At 44.1% G+C, this 18,318-nt stretch carries 17 protein-coding genes; 1 reads left to right on the forward strand and 16 read right to left on the reverse strand.

Annotated elements, in window-relative coordinates:
* Positions 1–99: 99 nt before the first annotated feature.
* The 15 genes from dnaI to GZ22_RS10405 form a co-directional block, all read right to left on the reverse strand.
* Positions 100–1,035, reverse strand: a complete 936-nt coding sequence (gene dnaI, locus GZ22_RS10335) for a primosomal protein DnaI (protein ID WP_038562147.1) — start codon at positions 1,033–1,035, stop codon at positions 100–102.
* A 25-nt stretch (positions 1,036–1,060) separates the two neighbouring features.
* Positions 1,061–2,440, reverse strand: a complete 1,380-nt coding sequence (locus GZ22_RS10340; RefSeq protein ID WP_038562149.1) for a replication initiation and membrane attachment family protein — start codon at positions 2,438–2,440, stop codon at positions 1,061–1,063.
* 29 nt (positions 2,441–2,469) lie between these two features.
* Positions 2,470–2,934 carry a transcriptional regulator NrdR gene (gene nrdR, locus GZ22_RS10345; RefSeq protein WP_038562151.1) on the reverse strand — a complete coding sequence of 155 codons (465 nt, stop codon included), beginning with the start codon at positions 2,932–2,934 and terminating at the stop codon, positions 2,470–2,472.
* A gap of 142 nt (positions 2,935–3,076) precedes the next feature.
* A complete protein-coding gene (gene fabF, locus GZ22_RS10350) occupies positions 3,077–4,312 on the reverse strand; it encodes a beta-ketoacyl-ACP synthase II (protein ID WP_038562153.1) in 1,236 nt (411 codons plus the stop codon).
* Positions 4,313–4,483: 171 nt separating this feature from the next.
* Positions 4,484–4,858 (reverse strand): adenosylmethionine decarboxylase, encoded by a 375-nt coding sequence (gene speD, locus GZ22_RS10355; protein WP_038562156.1) that lies wholly within the window; start codon positions 4,856–4,858, stop codon positions 4,484–4,486.
* A gap of 237 nt (positions 4,859–5,095) precedes the next feature.
* Positions 5,096–6,127: a glyceraldehyde-3-phosphate dehydrogenase gene (locus tag GZ22_RS10360; RefSeq protein WP_038562158.1), complete on the reverse strand. Its 1,032-nt coding sequence runs from the start codon at positions 6,125–6,127 to the stop codon at positions 5,096–5,098.
* 98 nt (positions 6,128–6,225) lie between these two features.
* Positions 6,226–6,831 (reverse strand): dephospho-CoA kinase, encoded by a 606-nt coding sequence (gene coaE, locus GZ22_RS10365; protein WP_038565882.1) that lies wholly within the window; start codon positions 6,829–6,831, stop codon positions 6,226–6,228.
* A gap of 14 nt (positions 6,832–6,845) precedes the next feature.
* On the reverse strand, positions 6,846–7,670 hold the full coding sequence (gene mutM / locus GZ22_RS10370; protein WP_038562161.1) for a DNA-formamidopyrimidine glycosylase: 825 nt from the start codon (positions 7,668–7,670) through the stop codon (positions 6,846–6,848).
* 21 nt (positions 7,671–7,691) lie between these two features.
* Positions 7,692–10,328 carry a DNA polymerase I gene (polA, locus tag GZ22_RS10375; protein WP_038562164.1) on the reverse strand — a complete coding sequence of 879 codons (2,637 nt, stop codon included), beginning with the start codon at positions 10,326–10,328 and terminating at the stop codon, positions 7,692–7,694.
* 92 nt (positions 10,329–10,420) lie between these two features.
* Positions 10,421–11,794, reverse strand: coding sequence for a two-component system histidine kinase PnpS (pnpS, locus tag GZ22_RS10380; RefSeq protein WP_051748188.1), 1,374 nt, complete (start codon positions 11,792–11,794; stop codon positions 10,421–10,423).
* Complete coding sequence (locus GZ22_RS10385) at positions 11,794–12,489, reverse strand: response regulator transcription factor (protein WP_038562167.1); 696 nt, start codon at positions 12,487–12,489, stop codon at positions 11,794–11,796. The genes pnpS and GZ22_RS10385 overlap by 1 nt, the downstream gene beginning before the upstream one ends.
* 132 nt (positions 12,490–12,621) lie before the next feature.
* Entirely contained in the window at positions 12,622–13,560 is a 939-nt protein-coding gene (gene mdh, locus GZ22_RS10390; RefSeq protein ID WP_038562171.1) for a malate dehydrogenase, read from the reverse strand.
* A gap of 21 nt (positions 13,561–13,581) precedes the next feature.
* Complete coding sequence (gene icd, locus GZ22_RS10395) at positions 13,582–14,853, reverse strand: NADP-dependent isocitrate dehydrogenase (protein WP_038562174.1); 1,272 nt, start codon at positions 14,851–14,853, stop codon at positions 13,582–13,584.
* A gap of 73 nt (positions 14,854–14,926) precedes the next feature.
* A complete protein-coding gene (gene citZ, locus GZ22_RS10400) occupies positions 14,927–16,045 on the reverse strand; it encodes a citrate synthase (protein WP_038562178.1) in 1,119 nt (372 codons plus the stop codon).
* Between the two features lie 173 nt (positions 16,046–16,218).
* On the reverse strand, positions 16,219–16,683 hold the full coding sequence (locus GZ22_RS10405; protein ID WP_038562181.1) for a DUF441 domain-containing protein: 465 nt from the start codon (positions 16,681–16,683) through the stop codon (positions 16,219–16,221).
* A 45-nt stretch (positions 16,684–16,728) separates the two neighbouring features.
* Between GZ22_RS10405 and ytvI the strand changes: the two genes are divergently transcribed.
* Positions 16,729–17,847, forward strand: coding sequence for a sporulation integral membrane protein YtvI (gene ytvI, locus GZ22_RS10410; protein WP_038562185.1), 1,119 nt, complete (start codon positions 16,729–16,731; stop codon positions 17,845–17,847).
* Here the strand turns inward: ytvI and GZ22_RS10415 are convergent.
* A complete protein-coding gene (locus tag GZ22_RS10415; protein ID WP_038562187.1) occupies positions 17,844–18,236 on the reverse strand; it encodes an FxsA family protein in 393 nt (130 codons plus the stop codon). The two genes, ytvI and GZ22_RS10415, sit on opposite strands and share 4 nt — an antisense overlap.
* Positions 18,237–18,318 lie beyond the last annotated feature (82 nt).

Raw genomic sequence — 18,318 nt, forward strand, 5'->3', positions numbered from 1 at the left:
AACCACCCTCGCCACTATCAACTGTTACATTATATTGGGCAGAGAATGGAATTATGAGCCCAAAAAAAAGACAAGCCAGTATCTGGCTTGTCTTTTAAGTCAATTGTTCCTTCTATTTTTCCCGAACAACGGCACCTCGTTGGCAACACGCTTAATGCGCTCCATGATCCGGCCTGCTTTCACACGTTCCACATCTCCGCGATTGGTAGTGGCAATCTGCTGTTCCAGCTGGGCAATCGAATAGTTGGATGTAAAGAAGACCGGCAGCCTTTCCATCATACGATAATGAAGAATGGAACCGAGTATCTCATCTCTGAACCAAGCCGATTGGGATTCGGCGCCCATATCGTCGAGCATGAGTACTGGTGTCTTCTTGAACAGTTCCACTTTTTCATTGACTGAGTCATCTTTCATAGAAGCTTTCATTTCTCTTACAAACTCCGGCATGTAGATAAGCATGCTGGATATATTTCTTTCGGCTAAATAGTTAGCAATAGCACCGAGGAAATACGTTTTCCCTACGCCGAACGGTCCATAGAAATACAGCCCTTTTTCTGGGATGGTGTCTCCTGTCTGCTGAAGGAACTGTAATGTCTTCAAAATCGCTTGCTGGCGCTCAGAATCACCATGATCAAGCATTTCTGTCGACGCCTCCAATATATCCTTCGGCATGTACAGGCTGTTGATTCGTGATTGCTGCTTCTCCCGTTCTTCCTGCTGAAGTCGGCTATGGCACTTATCATATGCAAGACGGATGACATTACCATCTACTTCAATCGTCGGAGTATAACCATTAAGGATATTCCGGCATTCTCCAAGTGATGGACAATCATGGCATTGCTTTGATTGTGTTGTATATTCGAAAAGACGCATCATATTCCGCTGGATATCCTGTTCCGTCAGTTGCGGATTTGCTTCCAAGACCGCTTTGACTTCTGGATCCTGCCTCACTTGCTGCTGCATGCGCTCAAAATTCTCTTTAAAATTACTGTTTTCCTGCATCCATTTCCGCAAGGATGCTTGAATGGGTTCCATACGTGCACCCCCTTCCTGCTATCAGTCAAACATGCCGCTTATTTTCATTGAACTGTTTAAGCAATTCCGCTACATCTGCATCAGGCACAGCTGCAGTACTTGGAGCTTCCACTTTGCCTTTTTGATCGAACCATTCCGGCACAACCTCCGCACGGCCTGAAGTTTTTCTTCTTGCTGCGGACTGGTTTGTGCTGTTTGCTGTATTCCACGGCTGGTTACTGCTTTTAGCAAGCTCCATCGCTTCTCTTACTGTACTTACCTTTTTCCGAGCCCAATGGGCTGCAATCTTCTCCATATATGCTTTCGACAGCTTCATATCGGATTTGAGCAGCACATAATAGACTAGCACATTCATAATGCCAGGTGCCATGCCTTGTTCCGACATAACGTCACGGATGACCTTCAAGTCGGAAGCTGCTGCTGTCCCGTTTCCGGAAATATCCTCTAACAGCTGTTTTGGTGATATTGTCTCTAGGATCTGAATAAGCTGTTCTTGCTTAGTAGTAGCCTGTTTGTCTATTTCCTGTTTGTCCATCTCCGTTTTGGATTCCTTTTGGACAAGCTCCATAACCTTCGTATCAGCAGTTTTTGGACGTGCTAAAAATAGGTCATGGCAAGCAGATTTAAATTCTGCCGGATTCAGCTCGTGTTCATCAGAAACAGCCCAAAGCAGTGCTTTATCAATATCAGCCGAAGTTAGGCTGTACAAAACAGTCATCGACTCAAGCAACTTTTGGTTGCGAGGTGTAAGAATCACTTCCGGATCGAGCATCCGCTGTTTCAATGATTGACGCAGCCAGTCGAAATCGACCACTTCAGTTTCAATGGAAGGCCCTCTCTTTACATCTGCAACCGGCCTAGCTGCTGCCTTTCTCGGCTGAACAGCATGCTTTGTCAAATTCACAGTTGAAAAGACAGCCTCAAACGATGCTGTAACTTCTTCCATCGTTTCAGGAAAATCCTCCTCTTTAATCAAGAGATCTTTCATCTGCTTGAATCTGCTTTCGCCTAATTGGTGATACAGCAGCTGGGACAGCATATCATCTTGGAAAAATGCATCTGGTGAAAATGGTGCATACAAATCATATGTGTACACGTTCTGTTCCCCAAGATTTTGATACGTCCGGATGAGTCCTATCGCTTCCAGCTGGAGTCTTGCTTCATACAATTGATCCATCGGCATGTCCAGCAGCGTCATAAGCATATGATGTGTCTGCGGTTCACATTTGCCATGATGCAGGAAATAATCATTGACCAGCGTCTGATATAAGGTCACTGCTCGAATGCCGAGTAGCGGCTGATACAGATGCGTCAGCGCTGCCGAATATGCTTCCGGAAGCACTGCTCTCATTCGGAGCTGGTAACCATCAGCTGGCAGAAGTTTCCCGATATGCTGACTGTTCATACTATCTGTCCTTTCCTTCTTGCAAACTATTACTCTTTCTTATCGGTTTTAATCAAGTCCTTCAATTCTTCCAGGAAAACACTGATATCCTTGAATTGACGGTAAACAGATGCGAAACGAACATACGCCACTTCATCCACTTCTGACAGCCGTTCCATGACCATTTCACCGATATCATTGCTTTGTACTTCAGATGTTCCGCTGTTACGCAGTTCTTTTTCCACTTCCGCTACAATATGTTCAATCTGCTCAAGCGCGACCGGACGTTTCTCACACGCCTTGATCAACCCGCGCAAAAGCTTCTCTTTACTGAATTCTTCCCGCGTTCCTTCTTTTTTAACAACAATCAACGGTGTTGCTTCAATACGTTCGAACGTTGTGAAGCGAAAAGCGCAGTCTTCGCATTCTCTGCGTCGCCGGATGGAACGCCCTTCCTCGATGGGACGGGAGTCTAGTACTTTTGTGCTTTTATATTGGCAGTTTGGACATCTCATGCCGATCCACCCCATTACTTTCGCGAACCTCGACAGGCTTCGCGCATTTGCGACACTTTTGCATCGTCTTTTTCTTATTCTACCATGATTCAAGCGAAAAATCGAAGCGTTCTTAGACCCAACAAAAAAAGGCAGCCGAGGGCTACCCTTTCCATTTTTGCAGTGCAAGCACCGCATTGTGTCCGCCGAAACCGAAGCCATTCGACAAAGCAACTGTCAAATCCTTTTCCACCGCTTCGTTCGGTACATAAGACAAATCGCAGTCAGGATCAGCATCTCGATAATTGATCGTTGGAGGTACAATGCCATCTTGCAGGGCTTTTAATGTGATAATTGCTTCTACAGCTCCAGCAGCACCGAACAGATGACCTGTCATCGATTTCGTTGAACTGATCAGCAAGTCACTAGCTTTGTCTCCGAATACTTCCTTGATCGCTTTTGTTTCTGTTTTATCTCCTTCAGGGGTGCTTGTAGCGTGTGCATTTATGTAATCCACGTCCCCAAGCTCTAAATCAGCCATTTGCATCGCAAGCTTCATTGCGCGTGCTGGACCAAGATAGTTAGGTGATGTAATATGGTGCGCATCTGTTGTCGATCCGTATCCCACAATTTCACCAAGGATGTTTGCGCCTCGTTTTTGCGCATGTTCCAGCTCTTCCAGTACAAGAATACCCGCACCCTCTGACATGACAAACCCATCTCGATTTGCATCGAATGGCGAGCTAGCAGTTTGAGGTGTATCATTTTGTGTACTCATTGCACGCATTTTTGTAAATCCAGCATAAGCGAAAGGCGTAATCGATGCTTCCGCTCCACCAGCAAGAATGGCATCTGCGTAACCATGCTTAATATTTAGGAATGCTTCCCCAATCGCATGGTTTCCAGTTGCACAAGCAGACACAGGCGCGAAGCTAGGTCCGCTGAATCCTGTCTTAATGGAGACAATTCCTGCTGCCATGTTGCTGATCATCATCGGCACCATAAATGGTGAAACGCGCCGAGGGCCTTTCTCAAGCATCGTAGCATGATTGTCCAATATTGTATTTACCCCGCCAATACCGGAACCGATATAAATTCCCACACGTTCAGGATTTACGGTATCCACTGACAGATTTGCTTGCTCCATTGCTTGCAAAGAGGCACCGTAAGCAAATTGACTATACAAGTCATAGCGTTCAATTTCTTTTTTGTCCAAATACTGCTCCGGATCAAATCCGCTAGCAATTCCGCCGATTTGTGAAGCTATTCCGGCAAACTTCTCCGGATCCAACTGTTTGATGCCGGATTCCCCAGCTTTAATATTATTCCAGAATGTGTCTACATCCGAGCCAAGCGGCGTAACAGCACCATATCCAGTAACTACGACACGTCTATTCAAAAAGATACCTTCTTTCTAGCAGTAACTATTAGTACCTGCTATTATATCTGAAGTGAAACTAAAATGCGACCATAAGCTATCTATCCTTATGTAGGCTTGCCATTTTTCCGATTTGAGATACAACATTAAAAAACCCTGTTCCTAAAAGGAACAGGGGTGGTTATTCAGGTATTAATGTGATTTCGGCTGTACTGCCACAGGACCCATGCCCCGCGGAAGCTCTGCTTTTTCACAGGTTTTAGCTTCAAGCGCATCAATGATATAATCGGTTGCTACGTTCGGGTCAATGATGTTACCGCATGTGTATACATCAATGCTAGCGTAGCCATGTTCCGGAAAACTGTGGATTGTCAGATGTGATTCAGAGATGATAACCACTCCGCTCACGCCATGCGGCGCAAATTTGTGGAAGGCAACCTCCCGTACTTCAGCTCCTGATTTCAATGCCGCGTCAACAAAGATTTGCTCGATCAGCTGCATGTCGTTCAGTTTTTCTGTGTTACAATCCCATAATTCCGCTATAACATGTCTTCCCATTGTATCCAATGTACTTCCCCCTTTGAATATTTACCTAAAAAATAGATGCGTGAATTGCCACGGGGGAAAGTTAGTCCTAAGAGGTCCTAACCCTTTAAGCAGTCACTTGCTGCATAAATCCTTCAGGAAAACAGTTTTGAGCATTTGCTTGTATGCTGCAAAGAATGCATGCAAAAAGTAGTATATAGTGTTTGTACCTGTTTGGCAAGCATACGTTCAAAATTAGATCAAAGGGGGAAGTTTCCCTTAAATGACTTCTGCCCTATCCGCCTTTAGAAGGCTGCTGCCGACAAGCTGAGCCAAATCTACGACTCGACAGGAATAACCCCATTCATTATCATACCAAGCAATGACCTTAATCTTTTTTCCTTCCATAACAATAGTGGATAACCCATCAATAGTAGCCGACTGTGCTGTGGTCGTATAATCGATGCTGACCAATGGCTCTTCACTATAGGAGACAATGCCTCGCATATCTGTTTCAGCCGCTGTTCGGAATGCATCATTGACTTGCTCAGCTGTAACGGATTCTTCCACATCGACTACGAGATCAACAAGCGATACATTGGGAGTCGGAACACGCAATGCCATGCCGTGCAGCTTCCCCTTTAGATGCGGCAATACTTCCGCAAGTGCTTTGGCCGCTCCAGTTGTCGTTGGAATGATCGATTGTGTACAGCCTCTGGCTCTGCGCAAATCTTTATGAGGATTGTCGATATTTTTCTGGTCATTCGTGAAGCTATGAACCGTGGTCATCAGACCGTTTTTGATTGTAAACCGTTCATCCAGTACTTTAACGACAGGGGCCAAGCAGTTTGTCGTACAGGAAGCGTTGGAAACGATATGATGCACATCACTTTCATATATCCGATCATTTACACCCATTACAATTGTTGCGTCCACATTTTTTCCAGGAGCTGTAATGACAACCTTTTTTGCACCTGCATCCAAGTGCAGAGATGCCGTTTCCTGAGAACAGAACTTCCCGGTTGCTTCGATGACGACATCAACGTCAAGTTCCTTCCATGGAAGCTGTGCTGGATTCCGTTCCCCTATGACACGAATCTTTTTTCCTGCATAAACAATTGTGCCAGCTTCTGCGGAAATATCAGCATCCAAGTTACCATGCACGCTGTCATAACGGAGAAGATGAGCCAGCGTCTCTGCCGGATAAGAAGCGTTCACTGCCACAATTTCCAAATCAGGCATTTCCATTGCTCGTCTGCAAACCAATCGTCCAATTCTGCCAAATCCATTAATCGCGATACGTGTTGTCATTATACTGCCTCCTCTAATGTGTCACACTATATAATGATTTATTGATATTAGTATAACATATTAAAGGAATAATGGTAATAAAAAAGAAGCCCTTTTTATTAGGCTTCTTCTTTAATGTTCCATTTTAGCAAAAGCTTCTCTAGCTGCACTCTCGTTTCATCCCTGCTGCCATTATTATCAATGACTGCATCCGCTCTAGATGCTTTGTCCGCCAGAGACATTTGGCTGTTGATTCGGTCCAACGCTTCCTGCTCGGTTAGTTTATTTCGCTGCATCAGTCTTTCCAGCTGAATTCGCGGATCTACATTTACAACAACCACCTTATCAACTAGATGCAATTGGCTACCTTCAAATAATAGTGGTATATCAAGGACAACTGCTGGATGTCCAGTTTTAAGACGATCTCGATCAGCTGTCATCCTTTCCCTGACAACAGGATGGACGATACCATTCAAAATCTCTCGTTTCTCTTGATCCTGAAAGATGATCCCACCTAGCTTCTGCCTGTCAAGCGACCCGTCAGGAAGTAAGATATCACTGCCAAATGCGTCGACAATGCCAGCCAAAGCAGGCTCACCAGGCTCGACTACTTCACGGGCGACGATATCCGCATCAACAACCGGGATATTATATTCTTTGAACAAGTCGCTCACTGTACTTTTTCCGGATGCAATGCCGCCGGTCAGTCCAATTACAATACCCACCATTGACTCCTCCTTTACTTCTGACAGAAAGTACAGATGTGTGTGCCTCTCCCGCCTACTTTGATTTTGCTGATTTCCCTGCCACAATTCGGGCATGGTGTTCCGTTCTGGCCATATACGAGCAGCTGCTGTTGGAACGTGCCGATCTTCCCTTGGCTGTTCACGTAGCTGCGGATAGTGCTGCCGCCCTTTTCAACCGCTTCCAGTAATGTCTCGGCCGCAGCCTGCTGAATACGAACCAATTCCATGTCCTCCATCGAACTACCTCGTCGCTCTGGATGAACCCCAGCTTTAAATAATGTCTCATCAACATAAATATTGCCCAAACCTGCAACAACAGTTTGATCCAGTAAAATATTCTTGATCATTCTGCTGCTTCGCTGTACCTTGTCTTTGAAATAATCCAAAGTGAATGCTTCATCAAAAGGCTCCGGTCCAACTAAGGTAAGCGGCGGTGTATCATTTTCTTGACCTTCAGTGAACAGGTGCATTGTGCCGAACTTGCGGACATCGTTATAACGCAGCTGTTCGCCATTTGTCAGCTGGAAGATGACATGGGTATGCTTATCAGATGGTTCTGTATCAGGCTTGACGGAGAACTTTCCTTCCATCCGCAAATGGGACACAAGTACATCTCCATCCAAATAAAACAGAAGAAACTTTCCTTTTCGGCCAATCGAACGGAATGTCTGTCCTTTCAGCCGATTGATGAAGGATTCCACACCTTCATCAAATTTAATGATTTTATGCCAGCGGACAGTGATGTCTTCAATCGTCTTGCCGACGACGAGCTGTTCCAATGTCCTTCTTGCTGTTTCTACCTCAGGTAATTCCGGCATTCCTTGTCCTTCTTTCCTTACTTATTTCGCATCGTACCATGTTTTGCCGTATGCATATTCCACTTTCAGGGGAACATCCAGCTCCACAGCGTGTTCCATAACATCAGGTACTATTTCTTTTAATTTCTCTAGTTCAGATTCTGGTGCTTCCAGAATCAGTTCATCGTGCACCGAAAGCAAAAGCTTCGCTTCCATTTGTTCTGTTTCCAGGCGTTCTGCCAAATCAATCATCGCTTTTTTGATAATGTCAGCTGCACTGCCCTGAATCGGCGTGTTCATCGCTGTCCGTTCAGCAAAGCTTCTCATGTTAAAGTTTCGGCTGGTCAGATCCGGAAGATAGCGCCTGCGATTCATTAGCGTCGTGACAAAGCCTTTCTGTTTAGCATCCTGGACGATATCTTCCATATATGTTTTTACACCAGGGAAGCTCTTCAGATAACGATCGATAAACTGCTGGGCATCCTTACGTGTGATACCGAGACTTTGGGATAAACCATAATCACTGATACCGTAGACGATACCAAAGTTGACTGCCTTCGCTTGGCGACGCATGTTGCTGGTAATGTCCTTCTCTTCAACATGGAAAACGTCCATTGCCGTCCGGCTGTGAATATCCATATCTTCATTGAATGCCTCGATCAATTTTTCATCTTGGGCGATATGTGCTAAAACCCGAAGCTCAATTTGAGAATAATCAGCAGCAAAAATAACTGAATCCTCTTTTGACGGTACAAAGGCTTGTCTGATTTTACGACCTTCTTCAAGCCGGATCGGGATGTTCTGTAAATTCGGCTCCGTCGAGCTCAATCGACCTGTTTGTGTTAATGCCTGATTGAATCGTGTATGGATTTTATTTGTGTCATTATCCACCACTTTCAAAAGTCCTTCTATATAAGTAGACTGCAGTTTCCCTAATTGACGGTATAAAAGCAGCTGCTGAATGATCTCGTGCTGATCAGCAAGCTGTTCCAATACATCTGCTGATGTGGAATAGCCTGTTTTCGTTTTCTTGATGACCGGTAAGCCCAGCTTTTCGAAAAGAATCGGTCCAAGCTGTTTAGGTGAATTCAGATTGAATTCTTCGCCCGCAAGCTCGTATACCTTCTGCTCGATTTCCGATAATCTTCCGCCAAGTTCTTCCTTCATTTCCTTGATGCGTTCCACATCTACCTGCACACCTAGATACTCCATTTCTCCAAGGATGCTGGCAAGAGGCATCTCCAGGTTACGGAATAAATCAAGCTGCTCGTTTTCCGAAAGCTTAGCTTCTGCTTCTGGCTTAAGCTGATATATGACCATCGCCTTTCTGGCAAGATGATCACTAAAGGCTTCTAAATCCGGAATCTTCATCTTCGCGCCTTTTCCGTATACTTCTTCATCATATAAGACATTGTTTTTACCTAATCGATGTCCAATGGCTGGGATATCATGATGATTCTCAGATGGATTGATCAAGTAAGACGCCAATAATAGGTCAAAATCAGCATTTTCCATCGTAATCCCATGATGCAGCAATGCTACGACAGATCGTTTTACATCAAAAACCCATTTTGCTTTCGTACTATCTTCTGCCCATGCTTTGAACACATCTGACTCGTACGCGACATCTGACGGTATGAAAAATGCTCCGTTTGCATTGGCGAGGCCGAATCCTTCAATTTGAGCTGTATGGTAGTTATCAGTCAGCATCTCGACAACAAGTGCATCTTCTCCGGTGAATAAGTCCTCGGTAATGTTATCCACGATTGTAACATCGAGCGGTGTAAGCTCTTGAGATACTTCTTCCGGTGCACCTTCTTCACCAAGCCTGCCCAGCAACGACTGGAAGCCAAGATCTTTGAATATCGTACTTACAGCTGCAGGCTGAAAGCCATCATAATTAATTTCTTCAAGACTTACTTCAATTGGCGCTTTCGTTTCAATTGTTGCCAGCTCCCGGCTCATGAACGCTGATTCTTTATTATCCGTCAGCTTCTGCTTAATGCTTTTTCCGGATACGTCATCCAGCTGTTCGTAAATACGATCCAGCGTTTGGAATTGCTTCAGCAGTTTGACAGCAGTCTTTTGGCCAACACCAGGAACACCTGGTATATTATCGGAGCTATCGCCCATAAGTGCTTTCATATCAATAATTTGATCAGGTGTAACTTCCATGTTTTCCAATAGGAAGTCCGGTGTATAGGAATCTATTTCACTAATACCTTTTCTTGTGAGCTGAATAGTCGTCTTATCACTAACAAGCTGTAATAAATCCTTATCCCCGGAAATAACTTTAATCTCGAAATCATCCGTTTCTGCTTGTTTGGTCAATGTACCGATAATGTCATCCGCTTCATATTGATTCAGCTGATAATGCTTAATTGAAAATGCATCCAGTAACTCGCGCAGCAGCGGGAATTGTTCCGATAATTCGGATGGCGTTTTCTGACGGCCACCCTTGTATTCTTTATACGTTTCATGACGGAAAGTCGTCTTCCCTGCATCAAAGGCGACTAGCAAATGTGTTGGTTTCTCATTTTCTAAAATACGGAATAGCATTGTAGTGAATCCATAGATTGCATTTGTGTGGATTCCTTTATCATTATTCAGCAGCGGAAGTGCAAAAAACGCACGATAAGCGATGCTGTTTCCATCAATCAATACTAATTTTTTCGTCATACACCAAACTCCTTTATCATCGTTCCTGTCTCTTTTAATTAGTTTACCATGTTTCCTTGCCGAAACAAAAAAGATCGTCCAGCTGGACGATCTTAACCAAGAGCCTTTGGCAAACGGATTGAAAATGTGGTTCCTTTATTCACTTCACTACTTACCGATATCGTTCCGCCATGGGCCTCGACCACGTGCTTGACAATCGCAAGACCAAGTCCGGTTCCGCCGGTATTCCGGCTGCGAGCCTTATCAACACGGTAAAAACGTTCGAAAATACGATCAAGTGAATCTTCCGGAATTCCCATACCAGTGTCGGATATCTCAGCAAAAACTGCATCATTCGATTGTGTTACTTTCAGTTTCACCTTTCCGCTTGGTGGTGTATAGTTGACGGCATTGTTCATCAAGTTGATAACGAGCTGTTTTAACCTGTCCTCGTCTCCGCGCATGATGACACTGTCAGGAAGCTCAAGCTCCACCTCGATTTGCTTGTTAGATGCATGCTGCTCAATCATCGGCATAATCGCATCGACCATATAGCGAAAATCAAGCCGTTCCATTCTTACTTGAAGTTCATCTTTCTCTAAACGGGAAAGCTCAAGTAAATCCTTAACCAATGCCTGGAGCCGTTGACTCTCATTATTGATTATCGTTATAAAGCGCTCTGTGAGCTCCTTATCATCCAATGCCCCTTCTTCCAGCAATGTTTCGGAAAAACCACGTATAGACGTGAGCGGCGTTTTTAGTTCGTGCGACACATTGGCCACAAAATCCTTTCGCATCTCCTCCACACGCTTTAGTTCTGTAATCTCGTAGAAAACGAGTACAGCACCCTTCAAATCGTAGGAGTCATTGAAAATAGGTGCAGCGACAATCTCGAAAAAGCGCTTTTCTTTTTCACGCTGCAGTGTGAAAGCATCACGAACCTTCTCTTCGTAAAGAAAGGCCTCGGAAACAACATGATGGATATTGGTTTGCGAAATCGTATCATGATATACATGACCGATATAATCCTTGTCCTTGCCTCCGAATACGGAAAGGAACTTCCTGTTAACGAGGTGTACATATCCGCGTTCATCGACAAGCATCAAGCCGCTTTCCATATTGTCTATTACCGTTTCCAACTGATCTTCCTGCATCTTCTCCAAGAGCTCTAGTTCATGCAGATTGCGCGCAATCTGGTTCACTGAGCGGATCAGGCGGCCGGCATCTCCATAAAAGTTTTCGTAATTCCTTGCCTTATAGTTACCTTTCACCAGTTCCTCAGCTACTTCTGCAGTCATGGAAACAGGCTTGATATAGCGTTCCTGCAGTCGATATAATACCGAAATGATCAATGCTGCGCCGATCATCAGAGCGCTCCAAAGAATAAACCACTCAGAAGTGATTTGCATAAGGATAAAACCGATTGCCGCAAAGATCAGCAGGATAAGCGATCCATAGACGGCAATCCCATAAGAACTGCGACGCATTATTGCGGCTCCTCCATTTTATAGCCCAAACCGCGGATCGTTTTGATATAGACAGGATGTTTGGAATCCGGTTCAATTTTTTCACGTAAATGACTGATGTGTACATCCACGATACGTGTGTCACCAACGAAATCATAGTTCCAGACGGAGCTAAGAAGCTGATCTCGGGACATCACGCGACCTTTGTTTTTGGATAAATACAGTAAAAGTTCGAATTCTTTGCGAGTGAAGCTCAAGGATTCTCCGTTAATAGATGCTTCATATTGATCAGGGAAAATGGACAAGCCTGCAATTTTGATTTCGCCGCTTTCCATATAGTTATCACTTTTATTCGTGCGTCGTAATATAGCTTTGATCCGCGCAACAACTTCTTTCGGACTGAAAGGTTTTGTCAGATAATCATCTGCACCAAGCTCGAGACCAAGAACCTTGTCCAGTTCCTCATCTCGTGCCGTCAGCATGAGAATTGGCGTATCAATCTGCTTTTGTCTTAGCTGCTTGCATACTTCCGTTCCATCCAGCTCCGGAAGCATTAGATCAAGAACGATCATATCATATGTATTCTGCAAAGCTTTCTGCAGTCCAGACAAGCCATCGAAGGCTGTTTCCGTTTCGAACCCAGCTCTTTCTATATTATATTGCAGTAACGTTACGATGGATTCTTCATCATCAACAATAAGTACTTTTTGTGCCATGGATACTAGCCCCCTCTATGCAACATCATACCGTTTTCCAACTGTAAAGTGAACCATACGAATTCGCTTTCTCTGTTAAGAGTTTGTAAATATAAAAAAACCTATCCTAATTTTAGGATAGGTTTTCTTATTTTATTGCAATACAGTCATGACTTTACGTACAGATTCGACAGATTTATCAAGCTGTGATTTTTCGTCATCTGTCAGCTCAAGCTGGATGATATCCTCCAAGCCGCTGCCGCCGATGATCGTCGGTACGCCTAGGAATAGATCGTTGTAGCCATATTCGCCTTCCAGATAAGCAATAGCCGGAAGAACACGACGCTGATCCTTCAGGATAGCTTCCACCATCACGAGCAGTGATGCTGCCGGCGCGTAATACGCACTTCCGTTTCCTAGAAGGTTGACGATTTCACCGCCGCCTTTACGTGTACGTTCCACAATTGCATTGAGGCGATCTTCCGGAATCAACGTCTCAAGCGGAATTCCGCCTGCATAGGAATAACGGATAAGCGGAACCATGTCGTCTCCATGTCCGCCAAGAACGAAGCCAGTGATATCCTTGATGGAAAGGTTAAGCTCTTCCGCAACGAATGTACGGAAACGAGCTGTATCAAGGACACCAGACTGACCAATTACACGGTTCCGCGGGAATCCGGATGTTTTATATACTGTATATGTCATTGCATCAACCGGGTTGGTCAATACAACAATGATGCTGTCCGGAGAATACTTCACAACCTGTTCAGTAACAGATTTCATGATCTTGCTGTTTGTATTCACAAGATCATCGCGGCTCATTCCAGGCTTACGAGCGATACCCGCAGTGATAACAACCACATCGGAATCCTTCGTGTCAGCATAATCTGACGTGCCTTTCACATGTGCATCAAAGCCCTGAACTGGAGATGCCTCAAGCATATCCAAAGCTTTACCCTTGGTTGGATTCTCCATGTCTGGAATGTCGACTAACACGACATCCGCAAGTTCTTTCTGCGCGATCAGGAATGCTGTTGTTGCTCCTGTAAAACCACTACCGATTACGGATACTTTTCTGCGTTTGATTGCCATGATGTTTCCTCCTTCGACACATTAGTCCATATTTTTAATCAGTTCATCACCGAATTCGGACGCTTTCACTTCTGTGGCACCGTCCATCAAGCGGGCAAAATCATATGTGACAACTTTGGAAGCAATTGTCTTGTCCATAGCTTTTGTGATTAAATTTGCTGCTTCTCTCCAACCAAGGTGCTCAAGCAAAAGCACTCCAGATAGGATAACAGAAGATGGATTCACTTTATCCAAGCCAGCATACTTCGGTGCAGTACCATGAGTAGCTTCAAAGATCGCATGACCTGTTTCATAGTTTATGTTCGCTCCTGGAGCTATACCGATACCACCAACTTGCGCAGCAAGTGCATCAGAAATGTAATCTCCGTTCAAGTTCATCGTCGCCACTACATCAAATTCTGCTGGACGAGTCAAAATCTGCTGAAGGAAGATATCTGCAATCGCATCTTTGATGACAATCTTGCCAGCAGCTTCAGCTTCCTGCTGCGCTTTATCAGCAGCTTCACGGCCTTGTTCTTCGGCAATCTTATCATACTGCTGCCATGTGAATACTTTATCTCCGTATTCAGCTTCAGCAAGTTCGTAACCCCAGTTTTTGAAGGCGCCTTCGGTGAATTTCATGATGTTACCTTTATGAACTAGTGTCACACTTTTTCTGTTTTCTTGGATTGCGTAGTCAATTGCTGCGCGCACCAGTCGCTGCGTTCCTTCTTCCGATACAGGCTTGATGCCGATACCAGACGTTTCCGGGAAGCGAATATTATGTACTCCCATTTCATTCTCAAGGAAATCGATGACTTTTTTCACTTCCGGTGAGCCCTTCTGCCATTCGATACCAGCATAGATATCTTCCGTATTCTCACGGAAAATCACCATATCCGTATCCTCTGGCTTCTTCACTGGTGAAGGAACACCTTTGAAGTAGCGGACCGGACGTAAGCAAGTAAACAAATCAAGCTCTTGTCTTAGCGCTACGTTCAATGAACGGATACCGCCGCCAACCGGCGTTGTCAATGGACCTTTGATTGCAATCTTGTATTCGCGGATAACATCTAGTGTTTCTTCCGGAAGCCATTCGCCTGTCTTATCGAATGCTTTCTGACCTGCATAAACTTCTTTCCATTCAATTGACTTCTCGCCTTTGTAAGCCTTATCTACAGCAGCCTCGAGTACACGGCTTGCGGCAGCCCAAATATCAGGACCTGTTCCATCTCCTTCGATGAAAGGGATGACCGGACGGTCCGGTACTTGCAGCTCTCCGTTTGTTACTGTGATTTTGTTTGCTTCAGCCATGTTCGATTCCTCCTAAATAAAATCTGATACTCTATCAGTTTAGCAAATTTTAGACTTTATGGTTGTAAAATTATTAGACTCTTTCTTCTACTGGTGTATAAGTACGATGTGTTTCACCGACATATTCTGCCCGCGGACGAATTAGACGGTTGTCTGCGTACTGTTCCAGGATATGTGCTATCCATCCTGAGAAACGGCTCACTGTGAAGATTGGTGTATAAAGATCATGATCGATTCCTAAGCTGTAATAACAAGTAGCGGAATAGAAATCGACGTTTGCAGGAAGATTTTTCTCCCGTTTGACGATGTCTTCTACTTTTACGCTCATTTCATACCATTTTGTCTGACCGGATATCTCTGTTAATTCACGTGACATTTCTTTCAGGAATTTCGCACGCGGATCACCTGCTTTATAAACACGGTGTCCCATACCCATAATTTTTTCTTTGTTTGCAAATTTCTTTTCAAGATATGGTTCTACATTGTCAATTTCGCCAATGTCGAACAACATTTCCATTACTGCCTCGTTAGCTCCTCCATGCAGAGGACCTTTCAATGCACCGATTGCTGCTGTAAGACCAGAATACATATCAGATAATGTACCAACACAGACACGTGCAGTAAATGTAGATGCATTCAATTCATGGTCAGCATGAAGCACAAGCGCCTTATTCATCGCTTCAACCTCAATGTCTTTCGGCTCTTGCTCATTGAACATATACAGGAAATTCGCAGCATAGCTGTAATCCTCCCGCGGTGCTACTGGTTCCTGACCGGAACGAATACGAGAAAAAGCTGCAACTAGCGTTGCAATTTGTGCTTGAAGACGAATTGCCTTCTTCGCGTTTGCTTCTGGTGTATTCACTTCTGCATCTTCATCGTACAACCCAAGCAGTGAAACAGCAGTGCGAAGTGCCGCCATCGGATGAACCGCTTTCAAATCACAGGATTTCAAGTGGTCAATAACCGGTTCCGGCAGCTTTGCCTGCGCAGCCAATTCCCCTTTTAGCTGTGCAAGCTGCTCCTCCGTCGGCAGCTCATCATGCCATAACAAATAAATTACTTCCTCGAAACTGGAATTACTAGCAAGATCGTCAATGCTATAGCCAGCATAAGTCAGTTGATCGTCAATAATTGAGCTAATCTTTGATTCTGCTGCTACAACACCTTCAAGCCCCTTAACTACTGCCATGTTAATCTCTCCCCTTTAGTAAAAGTCAAACCCATAACATGTGTAATAAAAAATTCAAGTTGCTAGATATTTGAGTGAAGCACTTTCATTATAAACATAATATAACTGTTTGTGAAATGAAAACGTTTTAATTTTTTTGTTTTCTTTATTATTAGAATAATATCAATTTTTCGTTATTTAGTAAATAGTCCAACAATCTGGAATATCATATAAGCAATTCCTGCACCTATCAGCGGTCCAACTGCAACACCATTTAACAGCACAACAGCAAGGATTGTACCTACTACAAGGGCAACTGTCACTTGAGGATCTGTGGACATAAGATTCACACCGTATTTTCCTAAAATAGCTACAAGAATACCTGCCGCTAATGCTACCCAGGCATAATATGATTTCACACTTGCATATAAATCTTTGAAGCCAATTTCTCCACTAGCAATTGGGACAAGTACCGCAATCGTAAGTACGGTGATTCCGATACTTAAACCTTTGGAAGCCAAAAATGGGAACACCTTGTCATCTAACTGCAGTACCTTAATGCCAAGCAAGACATATGCAGCGATCGTAATGGATTGGTTCTTTCCGACGATTCCTAAAATAAGTATGATTACTAAAAATAATGTGGATGTGTTTAACAAAATTTTTCCTCCAAACTTTCTTCATTACTAAAAGGATGTGAGCTTATGCAAATGACAACACTTCACCAAATGCTGCGATTATGCATTGTCCTTGGATCGATTGCGGGTAGTATTGCACTCATTCTGCTGGCCGCTCCTTATGTATATCCATTTATCATCTCGGTCATCCTCGCAATTCTGATGAATCCTGCTGTCCGATTGATTGAGCAAAAGACAGCCTTGAACAGGACGGCTGCCGTTGTCTTGATATTATTGATATTTTTAGGTTTCTGTCTTGCTGGTCTTGCGTTGGCAGTAAATGAAATTGCCCAAGGTGCAGCTTATCTAGCTAAGACCGTCCCTGTACATTTTACTGATTTTGTAGGTTATGTACAAAAGCTGGTGGAACTTTATATCATGCCATATTATGAGCGGTTGATGTCTTTTCAGCAGGAGTTAAATCCCGGTCAGCAAGAAGCATTGGATGAGAATTTGCAAACTGTCATTCAGCATCTGTCTGCAACACTTGGAGAAGGAATTCAAGCTGCACTGGAAGCTGTTCCTATACTGCTCGGCAAGGCACCTCTTTATATAAGCGTTTGTATCTTCGCCTTGCTAGGCACTTTTTTCATCTGTAAGGACTGGGAAAAGATCTCTGCATTTCTAAATCGATTTCTACCTTCATTATTGCTCTCCTCTGCCAAACAAGTAGGCAAAGGCTTAAAAAGAGCATGTTTCGGATTCCTGAGAGCACAGGCACTGCTGTTAAGCCTAACATTCGTGATCATGTGTATCGGCTTTGCTGTGCTGCGCATCGAGCATCCGATTGCTACAGCTTTCTTCATTTCACTTATTGATATCGTACCTTATCTCGGAACAGGGATTGTCTTCGTTCCTTGGATTCTATACAGCTTTCTAACCGGAAAGTTTTCTTTAACGATTGGACTGGCTGTGCTTTATCTTGTAATCGTACTGCAGCGGCAGCTAATGGAACCCAATCTATTGTCTGTCCAGATTGGGCTCAATCCGCTAGCTACATTGATTGCTGTCTTTGCCGGATTCCAGCTCTTAGGCTTTATCGGCCTGCTAGCCGGCCCGGTATTATTAGTTGTCCTGCATACGCTTTACCATACAGGTGTTCTGCGTATCCTCTGGCAATATATCAAGTCTGGCAAACAGACTTAGCGGCGGTAAACGCGAATCGTATTTTTTGCTATAAGCCGCATGAGCAGCGCCTGTACCCAGTAACGAAGTCTTTTACGAGTAAACGGCAGTAAAAACAATAGACCTATCAAATCACTGAAAAAGCCGGGAAGCAGTAAAAGGAATCCGCCAATCAGAATGCAAGTACCGTTAAGTAGTTCATCAGTTGGCGGCTGTCCATTCTGCATTTGTTCTCTAGCTCTCCTATATGTCTGGATTCCTTCGCGGCGCGCTAATGCTACTCCAAGCAGACCTGTTGCGACGATAAGAAGGAAAAGCCAAAGAAAACCTATTTCCATACCCGCCCAGATGAAAAATGTTATTTCAATTGCTGGGAACAAGATAAAAAGGAAAAGTAACGCTTTTTTCATACACAACGCTCCATTAGTTCAGAATAATTCAAGTGTACCACAGCCTTATAAAATGAAAAAAGGAGAGGGTCTCATACCCTCT

The sequence above is a fragment of the Terribacillus saccharophilus genome, assembly GCF_000725365.1.
Classification (GTDB): Bacteria; Bacillota; Bacilli; order Bacillales; family Amphibacillaceae; genus Terribacillus; species Terribacillus saccharophilus.

What these genes read in the sequence shown, in the direction of transcription:
- dnaI (WP_038562147.1), bottom strand. Translation starts at nt 1,035, where the DNA reads ATGGAACCCATTCAAGCATCCTTGCGGAAATGGATGCAGGAAAACAGT.
- GZ22_RS10340 (WP_038562149.1), bottom strand. Translation starts at nt 2,440, where the DNA reads ATGAACAGTCAGCATATCGGGAAACTTCTGCCAGCTGATGGTTACCAG.
- nrdR (WP_038562151.1), bottom strand. Translation starts at nt 2,934, where the DNA reads ATGAGATGTCCAAACTGCCAATATAAAAGCACAAAAGTACTAGACTCC.
- GZ22_RS10360 (WP_038562158.1), bottom strand. Translation starts at nt 6,127, where the DNA reads ATGACAACACGTATCGCGATTAATGGATTTGGCAGAATTGGACGATTG.
- mutM (WP_038562161.1), bottom strand. Translation starts at nt 7,670, where the DNA reads ATGCCGGAATTACCTGAGGTAGAAACAGCAAGAAGGACATTGGAACAG.
- polA (WP_038562164.1), bottom strand. Translation starts at nt 10,328, where the DNA reads ATGACGAAAAAATTAGTATTGATTGATGGAAACAGCATCGCTTATCGT.
- pnpS (WP_051748188.1), bottom strand. Translation starts at nt 11,794, where the DNA reads ATGCGTCGCAGTTCTTATGGGATTGCCGTCTATGGATCGCTTATCCTG.
- GZ22_RS10385 (WP_038562167.1), bottom strand. Translation starts at nt 12,489, where the DNA reads ATGGCACAAAAAGTACTTATTGTTGATGATGAAGAATCCATCGTAACG.
- mdh (WP_038562171.1), bottom strand. Translation starts at nt 13,560, where the DNA reads ATGGCAATCAAACGCAGAAAAGTATCCGTAATCGGTAGTGGTTTTACA.
- icd (WP_038562174.1), bottom strand. Translation starts at nt 14,853, where the DNA reads ATGGCTGAAGCAAACAAAATCACAGTAACAAACGGAGAGCTGCAAGTA.
- citZ (WP_038562178.1), bottom strand. Translation starts at nt 16,045, where the DNA reads ATGGCAGTAGTTAAGGGGCTTGAAGGTGTTGTAGCAGCAGAATCAAAG.
- ytvI (WP_038562185.1), top strand. Translation starts at nt 16,729, where the DNA reads ATGCAAATGACAACACTTCACCAAATGCTGCGATTATGCATTGTCCTT.
- GZ22_RS10415 (WP_038562187.1), bottom strand. Translation starts at nt 18,236, where the DNA reads ATGAAAAAAGCGTTACTTTTCCTTTTTATCTTGTTCCCAGCAATTGAA.